The following is a 23,439-nucleotide window of genomic DNA, read 5'->3' as shown; positions in this document are numbered from 1 at the left end:
CCTCCTCCCAATAAGGTAGGCGCTTGGCATGCAATCTCCAAGTGATGGGAAGCGGGCGAAATTGACTCAGGTCGCCTAGAACGCGTCCGGCTTGGCTGTTTTCGCCATGTGATCCAGCACAGCATTCACGAACTTCGGCTCATCGCCATCGTCAAAAAATGCGCGTGCGACGTCTACATATTCGGTAATCGCCACGCGTGGCGGCGTGTCACTGCCGAGGATTTCAACGCCAGCAGCACGGAAAAGTGCGCGCAATGTCGGATCAATACGGCCAAGCGGCCAACGCGCAACCAGTGCGCGGTCGGTCAGTTTGTCGATTTCGACCTGCTTTTCAACGGCGACTTCTACCAGCATTTTAAAATGCGAGATGTCGCCATCAATCATTTCGGCACCGTCATAGGTCTCGCCGAAACGGTAGTTCATGAACTCAGCCGTTACCTTGTCGATCGTCTGAGCCGAGTGTTCCATCTGAAACAGGGCCTGAACGGCATAAAGCCGCGACGCAGATTTCATTTTGCGTCGTTGGTTGCCAGACAGGTTTGAGTTTGCGTCGGTCATGCTGTGGTGTTGCCATCCGTATTGCCTGCCATCAGAATATCGTTGGTGAATCCAACGCCTGTGGCTGAGCGGCCCCACTTACGGCTGAGTGCAATCAAGTGCAAGGCCGCAGCAGCCGCGCCGCCACCTTTGTTTTGATCTTTCGGATCGGCACGCACTTCTGCCTGCTTTTGGTTCTCAACTGTCAGGATACCATTTCCGATGCACAGCCCCTGAAGGCCAAGCAGTTGAATGGCGCGGCTGCTGTCATTGCAGACCGTGTCATAATGGGTTGTCTCACCGCGAATTACGCAGCCCAGCGCGACATAGCCGTCAAAATTGCCCATGCGTTCGGCGATGCCGATGGCTGTTGGGATTTCCAACGCGCCCGGAACATGCACCACGTCCAATGTGGCCCCTGCTGCTTCGAGCTCGGCAATTGCACCTGCGATCTGGTTGTCGCTGATCTCTTTGTAATAGGGCGATGCCACGATCAGGACTTTGACAGGTGCGTCAAACGTCGGGCGATCTAGAATGTGGTGTGATGATCCAGCCATTAGCCAAGCTCCGAAATCTTGCGGGTGCCGATGATTTCCAAACCATAAGCGTTAAGGCCGACGATTTTCGGCTTCGGGGAATTGGTCAGCAATTCGATTTGTCCCAAGCCCAGCGACGACAATATCTGCGCCCCTAACCCGTACTGGCGCAAGGTGTTTGGGGACACATCGTCGTGCGCTTCCATTTTCATTGATGTGTCGCGCAACAGCACAACAACGCCACGCCCTTCTTCGGCAATACGCGTCATTGCGCCGCCAAATTCACCGGCGCGCCCCTTGGGGCCAACGCCGACGACATCCAACATCGCGTCCATCGCGTGCATGCGCACCAAAACAGGCGCGTCGCCTGAGATATCACCCTTGGTCAGCACGATGTGTTCGTCGCCGTGGGTCTCATCGGCGTAGATTTTCATCTGCCATTCACCACCGAATTCCGATGTGATGGTTTCTTCCGTCCGAACCCGCACAAGATTGTCGTGGCGGCGACGATAGGCGATGAGATCAGAGATCGTGCCGATTTTCAGCCCGTGCTTTTGCGCGAATGCCACCAGATCAGGCAGACGCGCCATTTCGCCGTCGTCCTTCATGATTTCACAGATCACACCGGACGGGTTCAGCCCAGCAAGGCGGGAAATATCAACGGCAGCTTCGGTATGACCAGCACGCACCAACACGCCCCCGGCGCGGGCGCGCAATGGGAAGACATGTCCCGGCGTCGCGATGTCTTGTGCGCCTTTGGTCGGGTCAATCGCCACTGCCACTGTTTTGGCACGGTCGGCTGCAGAAATGCCGGTCGTCACACCTTCGCGTGCTTCAATCGACACGGTGAACGCTGTCTCATGGCGGCTTGAGTTATGCGTGGACATCAATTGCAGGCCCAGCGCATCAAGGCGCTCAGCAGGCAGCGTCAAACAGATCAATCCACGTCCGTGGGTCGCCATAAAGTTAATCGCATCCGGCGTCGCCATCTGCGCGGGGATAACCAAGTCGCCTTCGTTTTCACGGTCCTCATGGTCGACCAGAACAAACATGCGCCCATTGCGAGCATCATCAATGATGTCTTCGATGCTGGAAATCACGTCTTTCCAATCAGTCTCAACGGGGCCGGGTTTTTCAAACGATTGGTTCATGGGAATCCTCTCAGCATCTTAAGGCGCAATAGCCTGTGGGCCGTGGTTTGGAAAGAGCTGCGCATGCGACTTTGCAGCCCTTCGCCTGTCGTTTAGTCCATCAACCATTCAACGTTGCGCGTAGCAGCAGTGTAGGCCGCGAACTGTGTGTTGTAGGTCTTTGCCGCGTCATCTTCGACCAGCTGCCAATCATCCCCTTCGCCGTCCGTGCGATGGTATTCGGCGTAGGTAAAATGGCTGTCGTCGTGGCGCAAGATATCAACAATACGCAGGCCTTCGTCGTCCTCAAGCGTGGCCACAACTTCGGGTTCGGTTTGGTCTGTCATTGGGAAACCTCAAAAAATGTCTCGGCAGGAAGCGCGCCGGCCATGCGGCCCGCCTCGACCCATTCGCGTTCCATCGCCGTGTCACAGATAAGAACGAAACGGCTGGAAGGGCGGCCAATTTTTGCAAATATCTCGCACATGTGGTCGCGCTTTTTCACCCAAGGGGCCAGTGGTTTGGGGGCAGAATATGCGGTTTGCAACGGCGGGGTAAGTTGGCTTGGCGTTGTCGGCGCCTGCGCGAGCCCAATGGTGCGCACGTCTTTCAACGCAGCGATTTTGGCGGCCTTCCCAGCCGCGACCTTGTCCGAACGGCGCAACACATCAAGCGCATTGTTGGAGAACATAAAGCCGATCAAATCATCCCCAGACGACGCGCGCAGCCCTGCATAAGTCTGATACGGCAGCCCCAGTTCCTTGGCCCGCGCAACGCGGCGACGCACGACCTCAATCGGGAGGGTCGGCATCAACTGTCGCCTCGCCTTCGCCCAAACGTGAGTGCGCCAGCTTTTGCCCGGCTCATCCACGCGACCAGAGTTATGCCCGATCCCAGCCATTAGCCGTAGTCCTGAAGACGTGCGACGTAGCGGGCCATTGTGTCGACCTCGAGGTTCACAGGATCGCCAACCTTAGCGTCCCCCCATGTCGTAACGGATTTCGTATGCGGGATGAAGTTAATGCCGAACTTCGCACCATCCACTTCGTTCACCGTCAGCGATGTCCCATTCAGCGCAACTGACCCTTTAGGCGCAATGAAACGCCCCAAATCATCCGGCGCTTCAAGCGTGACACGCGTGCTGTCGCCTTCATCAACCATCTCAACAATCGTCGCGACACCGTCCACATGGCCGGACACGATATGCCCGCCAAGTTCGTCCCCGATCTTCAACGCACGTTCCAAGTTCACACGCTTTCCAACAGCCCAAGCACCCAGCGCGGTTTTGCTAACGGTTTCGGCTGAAATATCAACGTCATACCAACCACGCGGATCGGTTCCCTTAGCGACAACCGTCAGACAAACCCCGTCCGAGGCAATGGACGCCCCGATCTCGATGCCGGCAATGTCGTAATCGGTCCCGATACGTGCCCGCAAATCACCGCGGTTCTCCAGTTCTAGAACTTCGCCTACGTCTGTGATGATACCTGTGAACATGGCGTATCCTTCTCATATTTCCCCGTCTCTCCCTTGGCCTAGCCCCTTGATCGCAGCGGGGCAAGGTGGCTAGGTGGTTAAGGGTGCGGCACATGCCATATTTCGGTCAAACTACACAGTTAACGTAACCGAAACCCGCACCGACTAAAGATGGGACCAACGTGAGCGCGCAATCGACCAGATCATTTCTGTTTCTACAGGGTCCCCATGGGCCGTTCTTCCACCGTTTGGGCAAAATGCTCCGCGCGGCGGGGGCAGATGTCTGGCGCGTGGGCTTTAACGCGGGCGACCGCGCGTTCTGGTTCGGCGCAAAGGGGTATATCCCCTACCGTGGCGGCCCTGATGAGTGGGTCGAAACGTTTCGTACAATCGTTACCGAAAAATCGATCACCGACATCGTTTTATATGGCGACACCCGCCCGATCCACGCAGAGGCCGTGATTGCGGCCAAGGAAATGGGCCTAACCGTTCACGTCTATGAAGAAGGCTATATGCGCCCTTTCTGGGTGACGTATGAGCGTGACGGTGCCAACGGCCACTCCAAGCTTATGAACACATCAGTGCAGGATATGCGCGACGCCTTAGCGAAGTCCGAGCTCGACGTGCCAGAGGCACCCGCCCATTGGGGCGACATGCGCCACCATGTATTCTACGGCGCACTTTACCATTGGTTCGTGATGTTCCGGAATGGCGAGTACCGCAAGTTCAAGCGTCACCGCGAATTGCCGCTGGTCGCCGAAACCGCCCTTTATACGCGCCGTTTGTTGCTGATGCCGTTCATCGCGCTCGACCGGATTATTTCGACATTCCGCATCAAACACGGCGGCTACCCCTACCACATCGCGCTTTTGCAGCTCGAACATGACTCCAGCTTTCAGATGCATTCGCCGTTCACGCGGATGGAAGAATTTCTTACCGTCGTGATCGAAGGTTTCGCCAAAGGTGCGCCCAAACACCACCATTTGGTCTTTAAGGCGCATCCGCTCGAAAATGGCCGCAGCCCCCTGCGCAAGATCATCCGCCGTTTGGCTAAAGAACAAGACGTGTTCGACCGCGTTCACTACGTGCGCGGCGGCAAGCTGGCACAGGTTTTGGACCATGCGCGCACCGCCGTGACCGTGAACTCAACCGCGGCTCAGCAGGTCCTGCACCGCGGTATTCCACTGAAAGTCTTTGGAGAAGCGGTATATGCAAAGCCCGAATTTGTTTCCGATTTGGCGGTCGATAAATTCTTCGCCAAACCCGCACGCCCAGACAACCGCGCCTTCAAGGATTACCGCAGATACCTGCTGGAAACATCGCAGGTTCCCGGTGGCTTTTATTCCGCCCGTGGCCGTCGCCAATTGATGCGCCAAGTCGTTGATATGATGCTGGATCGCAATGATCCCTATGATGCCTTGTCCACCGGCCAAGCCCCTCCACGCCAGCAGTTGCGTGTGGTGAAGTAGCAAACACTAAACCTTGTGGGTAAGGTGGCAGCACTGCCACACCCATCCAGATGGGCAACGTAATACTAGATTTTGCGCACGGATTCCCGTAACTTACAGACAAAAGGTGAGGTGAATCCAAATTCGCCCGCATGAAGACCGAGGCAGTTTTAATTAGGTCGAGGAGACCGGAGCAGTGATATCCCTTAGATTTCGCCTTACAAAAGGCGCGGCCCTACTCGCCGCAATAGCAGTTGTTGCATCTTGTGGTTTGCCCCGTTCGGGCCCCACAAAAAGTGAAATTTTCGCCGGTTCCGTGATGGAAGATGGCGACGCCTTCGTGCTTCTCGTCGATGATCGCGTAAATTTGGTGGCTGGTGTAACGCCTGCCCTTGGATTTGCCGCTGGTTTCCGTGATGCCGCCAGCCTTGGCAGCGACACAATCCGCCCTGGCGATGTACTCGGCCTGACAATTTGGGAAAACGTCCGTGATCCTCTCCTTGTTCCTCCAGGGCAAAACGCCACTGTTCTTGAAGAAGTACAAGTTGATGGGTCGGGCTTTATCTTTATGCCGTACGCAGGTCGCATCCGCGCCGCTGGCAATACACCCGAAGCGGTCCGCCGCATCATCACGGCAAAACTGGAAGAGCAAACACCCGATCCACAGGTTCAGGTGCGCCGCCTTGCCGGTGACGGTTCAACCGTTTCGGTAGTCGGTGCTGTTGGCGCTCAAGGCGTCTATGCGATTGAACGCCCGACCCGTACCTTGGCCTCCATGCTGGCGCGCGCCGGTGGCGTGGCAATTCAGCCCGAGATCGCACAGGTAACCGTGGTACGTGGCAGCCATTCTGGTAAAATCTGGTTCGAAGACCTTTACGACCATCCTGGTCATGACATCGCACTTCGCGCTGGCGACCGTATCTTCGTGGAACAGGACACACGTTCCTTCACTGCACTTGGTGCGACTGGATCGCAAAGCCGGGTCGCGTTTGAATCGCAAACCATTTCCGCCATCGAAGCCATCGCACAAGTTGGCGGCCTTGCCACCAACCTCGCTGACCCAACGGGCGTGTTTGTTTTCCGCAATGAACCCGAAGAAATCGCCAACCAATTGGTCGGGCGTTCAGACCTCGTCGGCACACAACGCGTCATCTATGTTCTCGATTTGACTGAACCAAACGGCATGTTCATGGCCCGCGACTTTGCAATCCGTGATGGTGACACAGTTTTTGTTACCGAAGCGCCGTTCAGCCAGTTCAATAAAACGATTTCGGCAGTGTTTGGAACGCTAACTTCTGTAAAGTCAGCCACCACTGCCCTCGGCGGATAATGTCGCAACTCGAAAATACAGCCGCCGCAGAGGAAACTCCGCGGCGGCTTTTCGTTTATAGTGGCGGCTTTCTGACCCAGAAACGCGTGCGCCGCATTCTGACTCTCTCCGGCTACGACATCTCCCTTGGCAAACCCTCCCCCGATGACCTCATCGGTGTTTGGGGCCAATCTCCGACATCTTGGCGCGGCGAAGCGGTGGCGGACCATACCTCAGCACCGGTGTTACGGGTTGAGGATGCGTTCCTCCGCTCTGTCCTTCCGGGCCGCGACGGGGAGCCACCGCTTGGCCTCCATCTGGATAGTCGCGGCGTACATTTTGACCCGTCCAAACCTTCCGACCTCGAGGTTATACTGCGTGAGGAGCCGCTAGATGACACCGTTCTTCTAAACCGTGCGCGTGATTGCATGGAAGCGATCAAACGCGGCCACTTCAGCAAATATAATAACTTCGCCCCAAAGACCCCTGCCCCAGATGCGGGCTATGTTTTGGTGATCGACCAAACGGCGGGCGATGCGTCCGTCACCGCATCCCGCGCTGATCGAAACACGTTCCTTGAGATGCTGTTCGTAGCGCGAGAAGAACACCCGACCGCACGGATCTTGGTTAAAACCCACCCTGAAACAGTGCAAGGCCACCGCGACGGGCACTTCAGAGACAGCGATCTATCAGAAAACGTTGAATTTTTCAGCGATGCCGTCTCCCCCCACCACCTGCTGGAAGGTGCGATTGGTGTTTACACCGTGTCGTCCCAATTTGGCTTCGAAGCGATCCTGGCAGGGCACAAACCAGCCGTCTTCGGGCAGCCGTTCTACGTTGGCTGGGGCCTATCAGACGACCGGATGCCCCTTGACCGCCGCCAACGAAGACTAACCCGCGCGCAATTATTCGCCGGCGCTATGATCCTTTATCCGCGTTGGTATGACCCCTATCGCGACGAACTTTGCGAACTTGAAACCGCTATCCAAACCCTAGAGGCCCAGACCCGCGCATGGCGAGATGACGGCGACGGTTGGGTCGCGTCCGGCATGCGCTTGTGGAAACGTGCGCCATTGCAAAAGGTATTCGGCGCATCGCGTAAAATGATGTTCGAAGACGACCCCGAAAAGGCCGACGCGCTTGCCGCGAAAACGGGGCGTGGCCGCATGGTCTGGGCCAGCAAGGCAGACGGTCACGACAGCGCGCTGCGCGTCGAAGACGGCTTTTTGCGCTCGCGCGGGCTTGGTGCCGACCTTATCGCGCCGCTGTCGTTGGTTCTGGATGACCTTGGGATTTATTACGACCCAACCGGACCCAGCCAGCTGGAAGAACTGATCAATGCATCTACCACGCTGCCTGACGCAGCAAGCCAACGCGCCGAAACCCTTATAAAAAAGATCGTCGGGTCGGGACTAAGTAAATATAATCTCTCTGCGAATGATCTGCCTGTTGACCTCCCCAAAGGGCGTCGCATCCTTGTCCCCGGTCAAGTCGAGGACGACGCCTCGATCCGCCTTGGCACAACTGACATCACCACGAACCGCGACCTACTCGCCGCGACCCGCGCTGCGAACCCTGCGGCAATTATCCTCTACAAACCCCATCCTGACGTGGAAGCGGGATTGCGAAGTGGCATCGTTGCGGATGCCGAAGACTTCGCCGATGTCATCCTGACCAAAACATCCCCAATCGCCGCGATGGACGCGGTGGATGTGGTTTGGACGATGACCTCCACCTTGGGGTTTGAGGCCTTGCTGCGTGGCAAAGACGTGACCTGCCTTGGATCCCCCTTTTATTCCGGCTGGGGCCTAACAGACGACCGTGCGATGCCAATCGAGCGCCGCGTTGCGCTGCCAACATTGGCCCAATTCGCCCATGCCGTCCTCATCGACTACCCAAGATATTTCGACCCTGTCAGCAACCTGCCCTGTCCCGTTGAAGTTGTTGTGGAACGCTTAGAAACCGGCACAGTCCCACACCCAACACGCAGCAATCGGCTCTTGGCCAAGCTCCAAGGCGCCTTCGCCAGCTACGCACATCTGTGGCGTTAAACGATTAGGTGCGCACCCAACGATGCATGAGGTCCGCGCCAACCCGCTGGATTTGCGCCAATTCAAACCGTGGTGCATCAACCAACCGATCAAGCCCCATCGCACCAATTGACGGCGTACCCTCCGCCCCCAACATGGTACCCGCAGTGAACCCGACGATCTCATCAACCAGCCCCGCCCCAAGCAAGGACGCCGCAAGGCTTCCCCCGCCCTCACAGAACACACGCGTAAGCCCTTGGGCCGCAAGTTTCTGCATCATATCAACAGGATCAATCTGGCGCCCCTGCACCGCGCACTCAAACGTTTGCGCGCCGAAGTCTGCCCATTTCTGCGCATCGACATTCGGCCCATGACACAGCCAAAGCGGGGCGTCTGGGATTGTCGCAAATAGCTGTCTTGCCTCAATTTCCAACCGACCGGACGCAACAACACGAACGGGTTGGCGAGTATAACCGAGGTCGCGCACGGTGAGGCTCGGATCATCCGCACGTACCGTCCCTGCCCCAACCAGCACAGCATCATGCTGCGCGCGCATGGCGTGAACCATTCGACGCGCGTCTGGCCCAGTGATCCATTTGCTTTCACCAGTCGCCGTCGCAATGCGCCCGTCAAACGAACTGGCAAGTTTCAACGTCACAAACGGGCGGTTTTGCTCAACGCGCAACAGAAAGCCCGCCAAATCTGCTCGGGCTCCCGCCTCGCGAACGCCTGTGTTCACCGCTATGCCTGCCCCGCGCAACATCGCGATCCCCTTGCCCGCGACACGCGCGTCAGGGTCACCCGTCGCGATAACCACACGCGCCACCTTCGCCGCGATCAGCGCCTCGGCACAGGGGGGCGTTTTTCCGTGATGGGCGCAGGGCTCAAGCGTGACATAAACAGTCGCGCCCTTGGCATCGATGCCATCCAACGCTTGGGTTTCCGCATGTGGCCGCCCGCCATCCGCCGTCCAGCCGCGCCCTAACACACGACCATCACGCACAACAACACAACCGACATTCGGGTTCGGCCAAACACGGCCAAGGCCCCGTCGCCCAAGCGACAGGGCCATGCCCATGAATTTATGGTCTAAGTCGCTGTTCAATCGTCCGATTTTTCAGGTGGGCGAAGTTCGCTCACAAACTTATCGAAATCATCAGCCGCTTGGAAGTTCTTGTAAACACTCGCAAAACGAACGTAAGCGACGGTGTCGATACGGGCCAAGGCCTCCATCACGATTTCACCGATTTGCTTAGATCCGATGTCTGTCTCACCCATGCTTTCAAGGCGGCGCACGATGCCAGAAATCATCTGATCTACGCGCTCCGGCTCAACGGGGCGCTTTTGCATCGAAATACGAACCGAGCGTTCCAGCTTTGGACGATCGAAATCTTCGCGACGTCCGTTCGATTTTATGACGACCAGATCGCGCAGCTGCACGCGTTCATAGGTGGTGAAACGACCGCCGCACGCAGGGCAAAACCGACGGCGCCGAATGGCGACGTGATCTTCCGCAGGGCGGGAGTCTTTAACTTGTGTGTCGACGTTTCCGCAAAAGGGGCAACGCATGTCTGTCCTCGTTTATCTGCCTCTGGGGTCTAACGCCCCATTTATCCACAGCCACTATAGGTGCTGGGATAAGTTTTGGGTAGTGGGCAAATGAAGGCACAAGATCATGAGTCGGATAAGCCACAGTTTAGCGCTAAAGAGAGAAGACCCAGCAGAGCGGGCAAGGATCTCATTCGGTCACTACGGTTGGAATATGCCAGTCCGTTCCGCGCTCCGTTTGCACGTATTCCGGCCATTTAAATCCATGCGGTGACGGATAATCACACAACGGCGGGATATCGTGTTCTGCTTTGCGCCGTTGGAATTCGCTTTGGGTCGATGCGCGTAAATCGTCGTCTTCCAGCAGACGTAGCGCTGAACACGCGAGAACCTTTGCCGCCACCTGAACCATCGGATCAATCGTTTGCGCCATGCCGCCCAGCGCGTTCATCGCCCACGCCGGATATGGCCCACCCTTTAGCGCAGGCCGTGCAATATAAAACCGCGCGGTGGGCGCGTGCCACGTCATATCGGTGTAATCATCCGAAGTTGAATTGCGCTGATTGGGCGGCAGGTTTTCACGCAAAATCGCCTCGGCGTCATGCGGTGAAATCAGCGCTTCGCAGGCAGGCAAGATGGGGTCATCATCTGGCGCGGCCCCGCAATTTTCCTGCACCTGACGCATCAACGCCTTCGCGTCTGCGTCCCAAACCGGTACGCCAACCTGTTGAATTTGCTCCCAAACCATGCCCGCCATTGCATGATTGGCAAGCCCAGGCCGCGACTTGCAAACCCAGTGGCGTTCAACCCGACACCCCGTTTGCGCGGCAATACTTTCGGCGAGGGCATCCAGTCGCGCACTCACGCTTTCCGCCATTTCAACGGTCGGAACACGCATCATGTATTGCAGCTCAGCAAGGCCAGCAGGCAGATTATCCGCCGTCGCCTGCCCCGTGCTGATTATGCTTTCAGAAATCGACCAACCGCCCACATGGGGCAGCATCGTATCGCGCAGCATGCGGGCTTGCGAATACATCATCACCAATGCGTCGTTCGCGCCGGGTGCGCGTATATCGCTGTGGCTTTGCGGGATTGGTGCGCCATCTGTTGCGCCAAACAAATGCGCTTCGTCGCAGATAAACCGATAGATCATCGAATAGGCCGCGCCACAGTGGGTGTCCCAGCGCACAGTATTGCACATCGGCAGCATGTAGAACGGATGGAACGACAACATGCCCGCCAAACCGTCATAGTACCCCTTCGCCGCATGGATCGGTTTGGAGCCGCGTACCTTTTCCGCAGGCTCCCCCGTAAAACGCAGCCCGCCTTTGATACCGAGCTGTTCCATCGCAGCCTTTGTTGCCAGCAAGCCACCCAAGCCACTGATACCCAATGCAGAATGCGGGTCTGTGTGGCCCGCAGCATGGGCGTTTAACCCATCACGCGGCGCTTCGTGTATTGTCGCGGTTTGGCAGTTTCCAGGCACAGCGTCATATTCCGCGTACATGCCCACAACAGGCCCGGCCCCATTTGACCATTCGGCGCAAAAGGCTGTCGGCATGCCGCCGCTGCCCTCTTCAACGGTAAACCCTTCCGCCCGCAAACGTTCAACGTACCACGCGGCGGATCGGTATTCTCGCCATGCTGGTTCGCCAAACGAAAAGATGCGGGCGCAGTCCCGTGATAGAACTTCGCGGGCGGTTTCAACCCATGACATGGCCGTATTCTGGGCGCTTGAAACAGTCATCGCATCATCCCCACAACGCGCCGCTGGTGGGACACGGCTCTATGTTCAAAAATGTAAATTCCCTGCCATGTTCCCAGCTGCAAAACCCCATCAATGACAGGAATTTGCAAGCTCGTTGGCAACATCGACGCCTTGATATGGGCCGGCATATCATCAGGCCCTTCATAGGTGTGCCTCAGATAAGACATGGACGGGTGGTTTGCGTTCGGCACCAACCGATCAAAGAACTCTGTTAGGTCCGTCTGAACTTCAGCATCGGCATTTTCTTGGATCAGAAGCGAACAGGACGTGTGCTGAACGAACAGCGTAAGTACGCCCGTGCCCGCAACCATTCCTGCCACGTCACGCGTGAACTCGTACAGGCCGGGGCCTTTGGTTTGAATGAGAAATTCCATAGGGCAAGTTTCCTCGCCCTACGGGAATTGCGCAAGCGCTTACTGGTCGAGGAAAGACCGCAAACGACGCGAGCGGCTTGGATGCTTGAGCTTACGCAGCGCTTTCGCTTCGATCTGACGGATACGTTCGCGTGTAACGCTGAACTGCTGCCCGACTTCTTCGAGCGTGTGGTCGGTGTTCATGCCGATACCAAAACGCATCCGCAGCACGCGTTCTTCACGTGGTGTTAGGGACGCCAGAACCCGTGTCGTGGTTTCCTTCAGGTTTTCCTGAATGGCGGAATCCAACGGCAGAACCGCGTTCTTATCTTCAATGAAATCACCGAGTTGGCTGTCTTCCTCGTCACCAATTGGGGTCTCGAGTGAGATCGGCTCTTTGGCGATCTTCATCACCTTGCGGACCTTCTCAAGCGGCATTTGCAGCTTGGCGGCCAATTCTTCCGGCGTTGGTTCGCGGCCGATTTCGTGCAGCATCTGGCGACCCGTACGGACCAGTTTGTTAATCGTTTCGATCATGTGAACCGGAATACGAATCGTGCGGGCTTGGTCAGCGATCGAACGGGTGATCGCCTGACGGATCCACCATGTTGCATAGGTCGAGAATTTGTACCCGCGACGGTATTCGAACTTATCAACCGCCTTCATCAAGCCAATGTTACCTTCTTGAATTAAATCAAGGAATTGCAGGCCACGGTTCGTGTACTTCTTAGCGATCGAGATAACCAAACGAAGGTTCGCTTCGACCATTTCTTTCTTGGCCTGACGCGCTTCTTTTTCGCCCTTCTGAACCTGCTGCACGATGCGGCGGAATTCTGAGATATCAACACCAACGTATTGACCTACTTGCGCCATTTCAGCACGCAGGTCTTCGATTTTACCTGTGGAACGTTCGATCAGCGCCTGCCAACCACGGCCGGACTTTTCGCCCATTTCCTCAAGCCATGTTGGGTCAAGTTCACGGCCCTTGTAGGCGTCAACGAATTCACGACGGTTGATGCGGGCTTGGTCAGCCAGCTTCACCATGTTGGAATCGATCTGCATGATGCGGCGGTTGATGCCGTATAGCTGGTCGATCAAGGCCTCGATACGGTTGTTGTGCAGGTGAAGTGAGTTCACCATTTCAACGACTTCGGACCGCAACTTCTGGTACTTCTTTTCTTCTTTGCCAGAGAAACTGTCGTCTTCGTTCAAGGTCGCAGACATCCGCGCGTCCTGCATGTCCGACAGCTTGCTAAAGCCCTTGGCGATGACCGCGAGCGTTTCCAAAACCTGCGGTTTCAGCTGTGCTTCCATCGCGGCGAGGGACAGGTTTGCCGCCTCGTCCTCATCGTCGTCGTCGTCCTTGGCGATGGGGTTGCCATCGGCATCAAGTTCTTGCTTTTCTTCTTTTTCAGCGCCGCCAGCTGGGGCAACAACAGCAGCCTGTTCGGTTTCTTCGGCTAGTTGATCGCCAAACGTTGTTTCAAGGTCGATCACGTCGCGCAGCAAAATGTCTTCGGACAAAAGTTCGTCGCGCCAGATTGTGATCGCTTGGAATGTCAGCGGGCTTTCGCAAAGCCCAAGAATCATCGTGTTGCGGCCGGCCTCAATGCGTTTCGCAATCGCGATTTCGCCTTCACGGGACAGCAATTCAACCGATCCCATTTCGCGCAGGTACATGCGCACAGGGTCATCTGTGCGGTCCAGCTTTTCAGCTTCCGCGCCACCAAGCACAACGTCACGGCCTGCAACGGTTGCGACTTCTTTGGATGTGCCGTCATCGACTTCTTCGGATTCTTCTTCCTCGGTGACCTGAATGCCCATCTCGTTGAGCATACTCATCACGTCTTCGATCTGGTCGCTGGACACTTGGTCAGGCGGCAGGACGGCGTTCAACTGGTCATAGGTGATCGTGCCGCGTTCACGCGCTTCTGCGATCATCTTTTTGACGGCGGCTTGGCTCATGTCCAAGGAGTGGTCCGAGTCGTCGCGCTGCTCGTTGGTGTCTTTGGCGGCCATGGTCGTGTCCTTTTCGATATCGAGCGGCTGATTCGCACCGCTGATTCGGGTGATTCGGTTTAGAACGAATCAACCAACCCTACGGCTGATTCGCAATGCCTCGAATGGCTTAAATTATAGGTTGTTGCAAAGGCACTTAGTTGCCTTTGTTCCCTTTAGCAAAGTCGATCTTGTCCAAAAGTGCATCAAATGCGCTTCTTTCATCTTTCTTGATTCGCGCCCCGTTGTCTGAGGTGTCGTATTCAGCACTGTCATCCCCGTCTTGGCGGCCCGCATTGTTCATCGCCGCAATCGATTGCGCCAACCGTGCCGTCAGTCGTTCGTCCGCCACATCCGAGTTCATCTCATCAATCGCATCTTGGACCTCATGGGCGTGGCCACGGCGGGATGTCAGTTTCGCGAGCTCTTCTGCAAGGCACATCCGCGCGAGTTCCCCATTGTCGGGTCGCCGCACGGCGGGTGTAATTGCCACGTGTGCTTGCGAGAACAGTTTTGCAAGGGGGGCATCACCCAAATCGTTGTTCAACAAGGCTTCGACATTGTCTTGGGGTTCGACCTTCAACAGAGCATCGCGCAGCAAAGCAATGTCAGGCCCAGAACAGAGCATCCGTTCAAGCGCGCCATAAAAATCATTCAATATCTTGGGGTTACGGATCAACACTGCAAGGATCACCGCCTCGCGCAAATGGTCCTCAGACAACCCGCCGCCGCCCAAAAGCGAAGCCTTCGTACTCATCTGTGCGGGCAGCTTCGCGCCTTTGGGCGACCACGTTCCGCGCTGCTGCCCCCCGCCAGACGGCTTGCGATTGTTGCTAAACAGCTCCCAGCGCATATCCTTGATCGCCTGCCCGTAATGGCTGCGAATGCTTGGGTCTTTGATCAACATGATCTTCTCGCGCAGCGCCTTATCTAGGGCGGCCTTGCGTTCAGGGCTGTCAAAAACCTTACCCTCAATCTCACGCTGCCAAAGCAGCTGCACCATCGGCAATGCGCCCTCAATCTTCTCGCGCATGGCACCAGCCCCTGCCGATTTTAGCAAATCATCAGGGTCTTGGCCCTCAGGCATCATGGCAAAGCGCACGGATTGCCCAGCCTCAAGCAACGGCAGCGCCAGATCAATGACACGCATCGCAGCGCGCTGGCCCGCCGTATCCCCATCCAACGTGATCACCGGTTCGGGCGCAATGCGCCACATCATTTGCAACTGCGTTTCAGTTACAGCTGTCCCCAATGGGGCCACCGCCGCGCCGAAACCTGCCTCGCTCAGCGCAATCACGTCCATGTAGCCTTCGGCCACCAACAATGGCTGCCCCTTCCCCGCCGCCTCACGCGCGGGGGCGTAGTTGAACAGGCTGCGGCCTTTATCGAACAGCTCCGTTTCCGGTGAATTCAGATACTTAGCGTTGTCATTGGGATCAATTGCACGGCCACCAAAGGCAATACAGCGCCCACGGGCGTCGCGGATCGGAAACATGATACGGTGGCGGAACGTGTCATAAGGCTTCTTTCCCTGATTGCTTGGCTTGCCCAAACCCGCCCCAAGGATCAAATCCTCGGACACACCTTTGCCGGTCAAATGATCCCACAGGTTTTGCCACCCCTGCGGCGCCAGCCCGATTTCCCAACGCTCCAACGCGGCGTCATTCAACCCGCGCCCCGCAAGGTATTCCCGCGCCTCAGCCCCCGCGCCTGTTTTCAACTGCAGGCGATAGTACTGCACCGCCTGTTCCATGACCTCAGCCAGCAAGGTGCGGCGATCCGATTTCGCCTGCGCCTGTGGGTCACGCTTGGGCATGGTCATGCCCGCCTCGCCCGCTAAAATCTCAACCGCTTCCATGAAACCGACATTCTCAGTTTCACGCACAAACGAAATGGCATCACCCTTCGCGTGACAGCCAAAACAGTAATAGTATCCTTTGCGATCATCCACATGGAACGACGCCGACTTTTCCTGATGAAACGGGCACGGCGCCCACAAATCGCCCTTACCTTGGTTGGACTTACGCTGATCCCACATGACCTTACGCCCAACGACCTGCCCAATGGACAGCCGCGTGCGAAGCTCATCAAGAAATCCCGGAGGTAATGACATGCTCGCTATATTGGGTCTGTTGTCCCAAGAGTCGAGGGGGGTTAGCGAACGAAACTAACCTTTGGTCTGGTGTGCCGTAGGGGTAATACGTCGCTTCGCCGCGGCTTCGCGCCATGTGATAAAGCTAATCGATGCCATGATAACCGCGCCGCCAAACACGACCCAACCATCCACCGGTTCGCCAAAGACCAACGCCCCAAGCAATACGGCCCAAATCAGCTGTAAGAACGTGACCGGTTGGGTGACCGTCAACGGTGCCGAAGCAAACGCCAGTGTCATTGAATAATGACCCGCTGTAGCAAAGCACGCCACAAGAAACAGCCAACCAACGTCCGCCCAGCTAACAGGAATCCAAACCACCCAAGCAAACGGCGCAAGACCAATGGTCACCGCAATCGACAACATGCCTACAACCACCGCAGCGCTGACTTCGCCACTCAGCTGCTTGGCAATCAGGTAGCCCGCCGCAAACATTAACGCTGTCCCAAGCATCGCAACATGGCCTGGGTCAATCTCACGAAAACCGGGGCGCAAAATGATAACCGCCCCCACCAGCGCCATGATCACAGCCGCCAAACGACGCGGGGGCAAGGGCTCCTTCAACAACAACGCAGCGCCCAGTGTAACATACACAGGCGACAGATAATTCATCGCCGTCACATCCGCGATCGGGATGCGGGCCATGGCATAAAACCAAAGGATCACAGCAATCGTATGCACCACCCCGCGCCCCGCAAACAGCTTCAATTGTCGGCGCGTCAGATGCGCCGCCAAAATCGGGCGCACCATCGGGATAAGGAACACAAGACCCAGAAGGTACCGCAAAAACGCCCCCTGCGCGGCCGGAACGTCAGACCCGACATGCTTCACCATCGCAGTCACAGCCACGAAATTCAGGCCCGTCAGGACCATCCAGAACATTCCGATAAGGGGGCGATCTTGTGCGGCCATAGGCGCACCAAACGCCCCTAACCCTTGAAGATCAAGCCCAAAGCGATAGCCCACATCACGCAGCCGATTAAGAACTCCAAAACCCGCCACGAACCGGGCTTCGCCATCACGGGCGCCAACAGGCGCGCGCCATATCCGAGGCTGAAAAAGAACACGAAGGAAGACGTCACCGCCCCTGCCCAAAACGCAACTTCCACACCTTCAAAACGCGTCGCGATGGACCCAACCAGCAACACCGTGTCCAAATAAACATGCGGGTTCAAATAAGTAATCGCGAGGCAAAACAACACGGCCGCCTTTAGCGATGTCGCAGAACCGCTCGCCGGATCAAGCGCAGCCCCGCCTTTCCAAGCCCGCCAAAAACTGAACGCGCCATAAACGAATAGAAACGCAGCCCCCAACCACAACATCACAGGGGCAAGGGCTGGCAAAACGTCGGTCAAAGCGGTGAACCCAAACACCCCAACCGTCATCAGCATCGCATCTGAAAACGCGCAAACCAAAACCAACGGCAACACATGTTCACGCCGCAACCCTTGCTTCAGCAAAAACGCATTCTGCGCACCAATCGCCATGATTAAAGTGATCGAAACACCAAAACCGTTTAAATACGCCGTGAGCATTTCGGATCTTCAACCTTGCTTTTGTTTCATAAATATCCCCGCCGGAGGCGCACCTATCAGCGGGGAACTCTTCAACCGCGATTGGCTCACAGCAACCAAGCAACCCAATAATCCTGCAGCCGCGACAGCGGCTCCAATCAGATCAGCCCTCGCTTGCGGCGTAGGCCTGCATAACTTCGTCGGATGCATCCATGTTGGTGGTCACTTTCTGGATGTCATCGTCATCCTCAAGCGCATCAACCAAACGCATCAGCTTTTCAACGCCCTCAAGATCAAGGTCGGACGTGATGTTTGGCTGCCAAATCAGTTTCGTCGATTCAGATTCGCCCAAATCAGCTTCAAGCGCCGTTGAAACATCATTCAAGTCCGTGTCGGCACACAAAATCACGTGGTTCTCATCGTCGCTTTGCACATCTTCCGCGCCCGCTTCGATGGCCGCCATCATCACTGTATCCGCATCGCCCACGGATGCCGGATAAACAACTTCGCCTTTACGGTCGAACATGAACCCAACCGAACCGGTCTCGCCCAAGTTGCCGCCCGCTTTGGAAAACGTGGATCGCACAGTGGATGCCGTGCGGTTCTTGTTGTCTGTCATCGCTTCAACGATCACAGCAACACCGCCTGGGCCGTAGCCCTCATAGCGGATTTCATCGTAGTTCTCTGCGTCGCCACCAATCGCCTTCTTAATGGCGCGGTCAATGTTGTCCTTTGGCATCGACAGGCTCTTGGCCTCTTTCACGGCCATACGCAGACGCGGGTTGTTGTCCACATCCGGATCGCCCATTTTGGCGGCAATCGTGATCTCTTTGGAAAGCTTGGAAAACAGTTTGCCGCGGATCTTATCCTGACGCCCTTTGCGGTGCTGAATATTCGCCCATTTTGAGTGGCCTGCCATGCGACGTCTCCCGTTCAATCAATTGTCTTTTCGCCGCCCTCTATAGGGCAGACACCCGCTGGCCCGCAATCCCATGCGTATGGCGCGCGACCCATATCAAACCCATACCGTTCCCATATGCATTCCATACGCACAAAAACGCGGTTTTCGCGCCCCGCCGCACGCGCTACACCTGCACCATGACAACAGATCAAATAGTCCTCTTCTCGCTCTTCACCGCCGTTTTCGGCATGCTCCTTTGGGGCCGTTTCCGATATGACCTTGTGGCCTTCACCGCCCTTATGATTGGCGTGGTCTTAGGTGCCGTCCCAACCAAGGACGCGTTCTCCGGCTTTGGTCATCCTGCGACCATTATCGTTGCACTTGTGCTGGTGGTATCCGCCGGCTTGGTACGCTCTGGGGCCGTCTATCTGATCACCCGAACACTGGTGGATGCCTCGCGCAAACTGGGCGCACATATCGCTATCATGGGCGCGATTGGTGGGCTGTTGTCAGCCTTCATGAACAACGTCGCGGCCCTTGCGCTGCTGATGCCAGTCGACATCCAAACCGCCCGCAAAGCAGGCCGCGATCCGGGCCTGTCGCTCATGCCCCTCAGCTTCGCGACAATACTTGGCGGCATGGCAACCCTTATCGGCACGCCCCCCAACATCATCATCGCCTCCATCCGCGAAGACACCTTGGGCGAACCCTTCAAGATGTTCGACTTCGCCCCTGTCGGCGGCATCACCGCCATTGCCGGACTTATCTTTGTCGCCTTTATCGGTTGGCGCCTAATCCCGACCCGCGAAGGCAAGGCAACAGGCGCCACGCTGGACAGTTACACCGACTACCTTGCAGAGCTGACCGTCCCTGAGAAAAGCAAACACATCGACAAACGCCTCTCGGAACTCTATGATATTGCGGAAAAAAACGATGTCGCGATCCTTGGCTTGATACGCGATGGCAAGCGACGCTACGGAACCGCCAAGAACACCAAACTGATCGCGGGCGACGTGCTGGTTATGGAAGCTGTTCCCGAAGCACTGGACGAGTTTCGCGCTGCTCTGAACCTAGATTTCTCGGACACCAAACGCGAAGAACTTCTCGCGGCGACCGACGGCCTTGTGAAGATTGAAGTGGTCGCAACCGAAACATCGCGCATCACGGGTAAAACAGCTGAAGCCATCGGCTTGGCATGGCGCCAGCGCACCGTCTTGATGGGCCTGTCGCGCAAAGGGACGTCCGTAAAATCCCAGATGCGCAAAACCGTTATTGAGGCGGGCGACATCCTGTTGCTGCTCGCCCCACAAGACTCCGCAAATGACGTGACCGAATGGCTTGGCTGTTTGCCGCTGGCGGATCGCGGCGTTGCCGTGACTGCGAACTCTAAGGTCTGGCTTGCGATTGGTCTGTTCGCCGGTGCCGTCGCCTTGGCGAGCTTTGGTTTGATTTACCTACCCATCGCCCTCGGCCTTGTCGTTGTGGCCTATGTCTTAGCGAAAATCGTCCCGATCTCAGAACTTTATACCCACATCGAATGGCCCGTCGTCGTGCTCCTCGGCTCAATGATCCCGTTGGGGGCGGCATTGGAAACTTCTGGCGGCACCGAACTTATCTCAGGCTCGCTCGTAAGCCTAACCAGTGGCCTCGCCCCGTGGATGATCCTAACGATCCTTATGGTTGTCACCATGACCCTGTCAGACGTGCTGAACAACACCGCGACAACCATCGTCGCGGCCCCTATCGCTATCCAGATGGCGCAGTCGTTGAATGTGTCGCCTGATCCGTTCTTAATGGCAGTCGCAGTCGCTGCGTCCAGTGCCTACCTCACGCCGATTGGCCATAAGAACAACACGCTGATCCTTGGCCCCGGTGGGTACTCGTTTGGCGATTACTGGCGCATGGGGCTGCCGCTCGAAATTCTCGTGGTTGCCGTGTCCATTCCTGCAATCTTGGTCTTCTGGCCCCTCTAGGTGGCGCCCGTTACAACGGCCAGATGTATGGGATCACCGCAGACGCCAGTATTCCGATGCTAAGGTTCAGCGGCACACCAACCTTTAGGAAGTCGCTAAACTTGTACCCGCCCGGACCGTAAACCAACGTGTTGGTCTGATACCCGATTGGCGTGGCAAAGCTCGCAGATGCGGCAACCATAACAGCCACCACCAAGGGGCGCGGATCATACCCTAGTTCCAGCGCGAGCCCAATTGCAATTGGCGTCACAACAACCGCGACCGCGTTGTTGCTGACCATTTCGGTCAACACGGATGTCAGTAAATAAATCGCCCAAATAATCAGGAACGGCGGCAACATCGCCAACCCCGGCGCTACGCCCTTCACGATCAACGCCACCGCGCCTGACGCTTGCAATGCCGCTCCCACCGCGAGCATCGAAAAAATCAACGTGAGCAAACGCCCATCGACAAAGCTGAACGCCTCTTCCGCGTCGATACAGCGGGTGATCAAAACAATTGCCACAGCAAGAATGCTAAGCAAGAAAATCGGAGCAACGCCAAACGCAGCAAGGCCAACAATCATCACCAAAGCCAGCAATGCGATAGGCGCTTGCGCGCGGCGATAGGCACGCGCGGACGGGTGCGAGACGTCAACCATGTCCATTTCAGAGGCGAGGCGTTGGATGTCTTCAGCAGACCCTTCCAGCAGCAAAGTGTCCCCAACCCGCACGACCAATTCATCCAGCTGACGGCCAATGTTCTGATTGCGCCGATGCACGGCCAAAACATACACACCGTAGCGGCGACGAAGGCGCAGAGCGCCCAGCGTTCGGCCGATCATTTTACAACCCGGTGTGATGAGAACTTCAACCGTTTGGGACTCAACGGCGGACACTTGGTCAACGCGTTTGAGTTCCTTAGTCGCCTGCAAGGACAGCAACTCGGTCATAGCCGTGCGCAACACAACGCGGTCGCCCACAGCCAGTTCAACCCCCGCCATATTGCGCCGCAAAGACGTATCGCCGCGAATGACATCGACAAGTCGAACGCCTTCGCGTTTGAACAGTTGAACGCCGGTCACTTCACGGCCAATCAGGTTGGATTCCGGTGGGATAACCGCCTCGGTGAAGAAGCGCATCTTTGAGCGATCCGAGAGAAGGTTCGCCATACTATCGCGATCAGGCAGCAGCTTTGGCGCGATAACGCCAAGGTATATCATGCCCCAGATAACCAGCACGATTCCCAAAGGCGTGACCTCAAAAATCGTGAACGGTTCAAGCCCTTCGGCGCGGGCAACACCGTCAACCAGCAGGTTGGTCGATGTGCCGATCAACGTCAGCGTACCACCCAAAATCGCGCCGTAAGACAACGGAATCAATAGCTTGGACGCTGACAGCCCCATTGACTTAGCCAGTTGCACGAAGATCGGGATCATCACAACAACAACCGGTGTGTTCGATACAATCGCCGACGCCAGCACCACAAACGCCATCAATGCGCCCAGCGCCAAGGCCGGTCTGGTTTTGGCATTGCGTTCGGCCAAAGCCGTAAGCGCGTCCAAAGAGCCCGTGCGCACCAGTGCCCCCATGACGATAAACATCGCCGCAATCGTCCACGGCGCGGGGTTGGACAGTACGGATAGCGCATCCTCGTAAGGCAACACGCCGGACGCCAGCAGCAAGGACACACCAGTCAACGCCACCACTTCGGTCGGATAGGTTTCGCGCAAGAACAGCACAAACATGATCGCGACCACGGTCAGTGTTAGCACCGCCTGCCCCGTTTGCGAAATTCCGAAAAGCTCGATCATCACGCGTCCTTCACCTTGATTTCGCTAGTTTCGCGTGCTGCGCGGTGCGGCGCAAGCCTCACATCGGGCCTTGCTGACTTAGCCGACCGCCTTGGCGCACGGGTTCGACGCGGGTCGCCTTGCCACTGCGATCATCGGTTTCCACGTAAAGGCCGGACAGTGTCGCCTCGCCCTTAGCGGGTTCAAAGCGCGATTTGGGCATGCCGGTGATGAAACGGCGCAAGGGTTCTTCCTTTTGCATACCGATTACCGAGTTGTAGTCGCCGCACATGCCCGCATCAGATTGAAACGCCGTACCACCCGGTAAAATCATGGTGTCGGACGTCGGCACATGGGTGTGGGTGCCAACAACAATCGACGCCCTCCCATCGCAATAATGGCCCATCGCCATCTTTTCTGAGGTCGCTTCGCAATGCACGTCAATCAGACTGGCCTGTACGTTGCCGCCCCTCGGGTGGGCTTTCAGCACTGTGTCTATGGCGGAAAACGGATCATCAAACGCGCGTTTCATAAAGACCTGACCGAGGACTTGGGCCACGAGGACTTTACGCCCGCGGGTGGCTTCAAACACACTAAACCCCTTACCTGGTGAAGCTTTGGAGTAGTTCAGCGGACGGATGATACGCGGTTCGGCCTCGCAAAACTGCATCATATCCTTTTGATCAAAGGCATGATCGCCAAGGGTCAGAACATCTGCACCCGCATCCAGCAGCGCCTTGGCGTGTATCGCTGTCAGCCCTGCCCCGTTGGACGCGTTTTCGCCGTTCACCACAACAAAATCGAGCTTCCATTCTTCGCGCAGCTTGGGAAGCCGTTCGATAATTCCAGTGCGGCCCGCGCGGCCCATGACGTCGCCAAGAAAGAGTATTTTCATGGAGATGGGTATTCCAAGCGCAGGCAGGTGTTGCAAGGGCGGAATGGGGGCCAGCCCCCGTCCTGGGGACTCCCCCGGGATATTTTTAAAACAAAAGCAA

At 56.7% G+C, this 23,439-nt stretch carries 21 protein-coding genes; 4 read left to right on the top strand and 17 right to left on the bottom strand.

What is annotated here, in order from left to right; translation table 11 throughout:
- Positions 1 to 75 precede the first annotated feature (75 nt).
- The 6 genes from nusB to OCA8868_RS07010 form a co-directional block, all read right to left on the bottom strand.
- On the bottom strand, positions 76 to 558 hold the full coding sequence (nusB, locus tag OCA8868_RS07035; RefSeq protein ID WP_093995858.1) for a transcription antitermination factor NusB: 483 nt from the start codon (positions 556 to 558) through the stop codon (positions 76 to 78).
- Positions 555 to 1,094, bottom strand: coding sequence for a 6,7-dimethyl-8-ribityllumazine synthase (locus OCA8868_RS07030; protein WP_093995857.1), 540 nt, complete (start codon positions 1,092 to 1,094; stop codon positions 555 to 557). Before OCA8868_RS07030 ends, nusB begins: the two co-directional genes overlap by 4 nt.
- On the bottom strand, positions 1,094 to 2,224 hold the full coding sequence (gene ribB, locus OCA8868_RS07025; RefSeq protein ID WP_093995856.1) for a 3,4-dihydroxy-2-butanone-4-phosphate synthase: 1,131 nt from the start codon (positions 2,222 to 2,224) through the stop codon (positions 1,094 to 1,096). The genes OCA8868_RS07030 and ribB overlap by 1 nt, the downstream gene beginning before the upstream one ends.
- 92 nt (positions 2,225 to 2,316) lie before the next feature.
- Complete coding sequence (locus OCA8868_RS07020; protein ID WP_093995855.1) at positions 2,317 to 2,550, bottom strand: hypothetical protein; 234 nt, start codon at positions 2,548 to 2,550, stop codon at positions 2,317 to 2,319.
- Positions 2,547 to 3,104, bottom strand: coding sequence for a hypothetical protein (locus OCA8868_RS07015; protein WP_093995854.1), 558 nt, complete (start codon positions 3,102 to 3,104; stop codon positions 2,547 to 2,549). The genes OCA8868_RS07020 and OCA8868_RS07015 overlap by 4 nt, the downstream gene beginning before the upstream one ends.
- Positions 3,104 to 3,700 carry a riboflavin synthase gene (locus OCA8868_RS07010; protein ID WP_093995853.1) on the bottom strand — a complete coding sequence of 199 codons (597 nt, stop codon included), beginning with the start codon at positions 3,698 to 3,700 and terminating at the stop codon, positions 3,104 to 3,106. The genes OCA8868_RS07015 and OCA8868_RS07010 overlap by 1 nt, the downstream gene beginning before the upstream one ends.
- 161 nt (positions 3,701 to 3,861) lie before the next feature.
- Here OCA8868_RS07010 and OCA8868_RS07005 point away from each other — a divergent pair, with 161 nt between their 5' ends.
- The 3 genes from OCA8868_RS07005 to OCA8868_RS06995 all read left to right on the top strand — a co-directional run bounded on the left by OCA8868_RS07005 (position 3,862) and on the right by OCA8868_RS06995 (position 8,487).
- A complete protein-coding gene (locus OCA8868_RS07005; protein ID WP_093995852.1) occupies positions 3,862 to 5,148 on the top strand; it encodes a capsule polysaccharide biogenesis protein in 1,287 nt (428 codons plus the stop codon).
- 175 nt (positions 5,149 to 5,323) lie between these two features.
- Positions 5,324 to 6,457, top strand: a complete 1,134-nt coding sequence (locus tag OCA8868_RS07000; protein WP_093995851.1) for a polysaccharide biosynthesis/export family protein — start codon at positions 5,324 to 5,326, stop codon at positions 6,455 to 6,457.
- On the top strand, positions 6,457 to 8,487 hold the full coding sequence (locus OCA8868_RS06995; RefSeq protein ID WP_093995850.1) for a capsule polysaccharide biogenesis protein: 2,031 nt from the start codon (positions 6,457 to 6,459) through the stop codon (positions 8,485 to 8,487). The genes OCA8868_RS07000 and OCA8868_RS06995 overlap by 1 nt, the downstream gene beginning before the upstream one ends.
- A gap of 4 nt (positions 8,488 to 8,491) precedes the next feature.
- Here OCA8868_RS06995 and ribD read toward each other — a convergent pair whose 3' ends face one another.
- From ribD to OCA8868_RS06950, 9 genes are all read right to left on the bottom strand, one after another.
- On the bottom strand, positions 8,492 to 9,544 hold the full coding sequence (ribD, locus tag OCA8868_RS06990; RefSeq protein ID WP_093995849.1) for a bifunctional diaminohydroxyphosphoribosylaminopyrimidine deaminase/5-amino-6-(5-phosphoribosylamino)uracil reductase RibD: 1,053 nt from the start codon (positions 9,542 to 9,544) through the stop codon (positions 8,492 to 8,494).
- Positions 9,545 to 9,567: 23 nt separating this feature from the next.
- Positions 9,568 to 10,035 carry a transcriptional regulator NrdR gene (nrdR, locus tag OCA8868_RS06985; RefSeq protein ID WP_049833864.1) on the bottom strand — a complete coding sequence of 156 codons (468 nt, stop codon included), beginning with the start codon at positions 10,033 to 10,035 and terminating at the stop codon, positions 9,568 to 9,570.
- A gap of 169 nt (positions 10,036 to 10,204) precedes the next feature.
- Positions 10,205 to 11,761: a zinc-binding metallopeptidase family protein gene (locus OCA8868_RS06980; RefSeq protein WP_093995848.1), complete on the bottom strand. Its 1,557-nt coding sequence runs from the start codon at positions 11,759 to 11,761 to the stop codon at positions 10,205 to 10,207.
- A complete protein-coding gene (locus OCA8868_RS06975) occupies positions 11,758 to 12,156 on the bottom strand; it encodes a secondary thiamine-phosphate synthase enzyme YjbQ (protein WP_093995847.1) in 399 nt (132 codons plus the stop codon). The genes OCA8868_RS06980 and OCA8868_RS06975 overlap by 4 nt, the downstream gene beginning before the upstream one ends.
- 39 nt (positions 12,157 to 12,195) lie before the next feature.
- Positions 12,196 to 14,154, bottom strand: coding sequence for an RNA polymerase sigma factor RpoD (gene rpoD / locus OCA8868_RS06970; protein ID WP_093995846.1), 1,959 nt, complete (start codon positions 14,152 to 14,154; stop codon positions 12,196 to 12,198).
- A gap of 136 nt (positions 14,155 to 14,290) precedes the next feature.
- Complete coding sequence (dnaG, locus tag OCA8868_RS06965; protein ID WP_093995845.1) at positions 14,291 to 16,246, bottom strand: DNA primase; 1,956 nt, start codon at positions 16,244 to 16,246, stop codon at positions 14,291 to 14,293.
- Positions 16,247 to 16,300: 54 nt separating this feature from the next.
- Complete coding sequence (locus OCA8868_RS06960; protein WP_093995844.1) at positions 16,301 to 17,197, bottom strand: DMT family transporter; 897 nt, start codon at positions 17,195 to 17,197, stop codon at positions 16,301 to 16,303.
- A gap of 17 nt (positions 17,198 to 17,214) precedes the next feature.
- A complete protein-coding gene (locus OCA8868_RS06955; RefSeq protein WP_093995843.1) occupies positions 17,215 to 17,820 on the bottom strand; it encodes a LysE/ArgO family amino acid transporter in 606 nt (201 codons plus the stop codon).
- A gap of 142 nt (positions 17,821 to 17,962) precedes the next feature.
- On the bottom strand, positions 17,963 to 18,718 hold the full coding sequence (locus tag OCA8868_RS06950) for a YebC/PmpR family DNA-binding transcriptional regulator (RefSeq protein WP_093995842.1): 756 nt from the start codon (positions 18,716 to 18,718) through the stop codon (positions 17,963 to 17,965).
- A 179-nt stretch (positions 18,719 to 18,897) separates the two neighbouring features.
- On the opposite strand from OCA8868_RS06950, the gene OCA8868_RS06945 reads away from it, so the two are divergent.
- On the top strand, positions 18,898 to 20,673 hold the full coding sequence (locus OCA8868_RS06945) for an SLC13 family permease (protein ID WP_093995841.1): 1,776 nt from the start codon (positions 18,898 to 18,900) through the stop codon (positions 20,671 to 20,673).
- 10 nt (positions 20,674 to 20,683) lie between these two features.
- Here the strand turns inward: OCA8868_RS06945 and OCA8868_RS06940 are convergent, their stop codons facing one another.
- Together OCA8868_RS06940 and OCA8868_RS06935 are read right to left on the bottom strand one after the other, a co-directional pair.
- The gene (locus tag OCA8868_RS06940; RefSeq protein ID WP_245848098.1) at positions 20,684 to 22,465 is read right to left on the bottom strand and encodes an SLC13 family permease; all 1,782 of its coding nucleotides are present in this window, start codon (positions 22,463 to 22,465) and stop codon (positions 20,684 to 20,686) included.
- Between the two features lie 58 nt (positions 22,466 to 22,523).
- Complete coding sequence (locus OCA8868_RS06935) at positions 22,524 to 23,339, bottom strand: TIGR00282 family metallophosphoesterase (RefSeq protein WP_093995840.1); 816 nt, start codon at positions 23,337 to 23,339, stop codon at positions 22,524 to 22,526.
- Positions 23,340 to 23,439 lie beyond the last annotated feature (100 nt).

The sequence above is a fragment of the Octadecabacter ascidiaceicola genome, assembly GCF_900185015.1.
Lineage (GTDB): Bacteria > Pseudomonadota > Alphaproteobacteria > Rhodobacterales > Rhodobacteraceae > Octadecabacter > Octadecabacter ascidiaceicola.
Note: the sequence above shows the minus strand (reverse complement) of the source record. Positions and strands in the feature narration are given on the sequence as shown.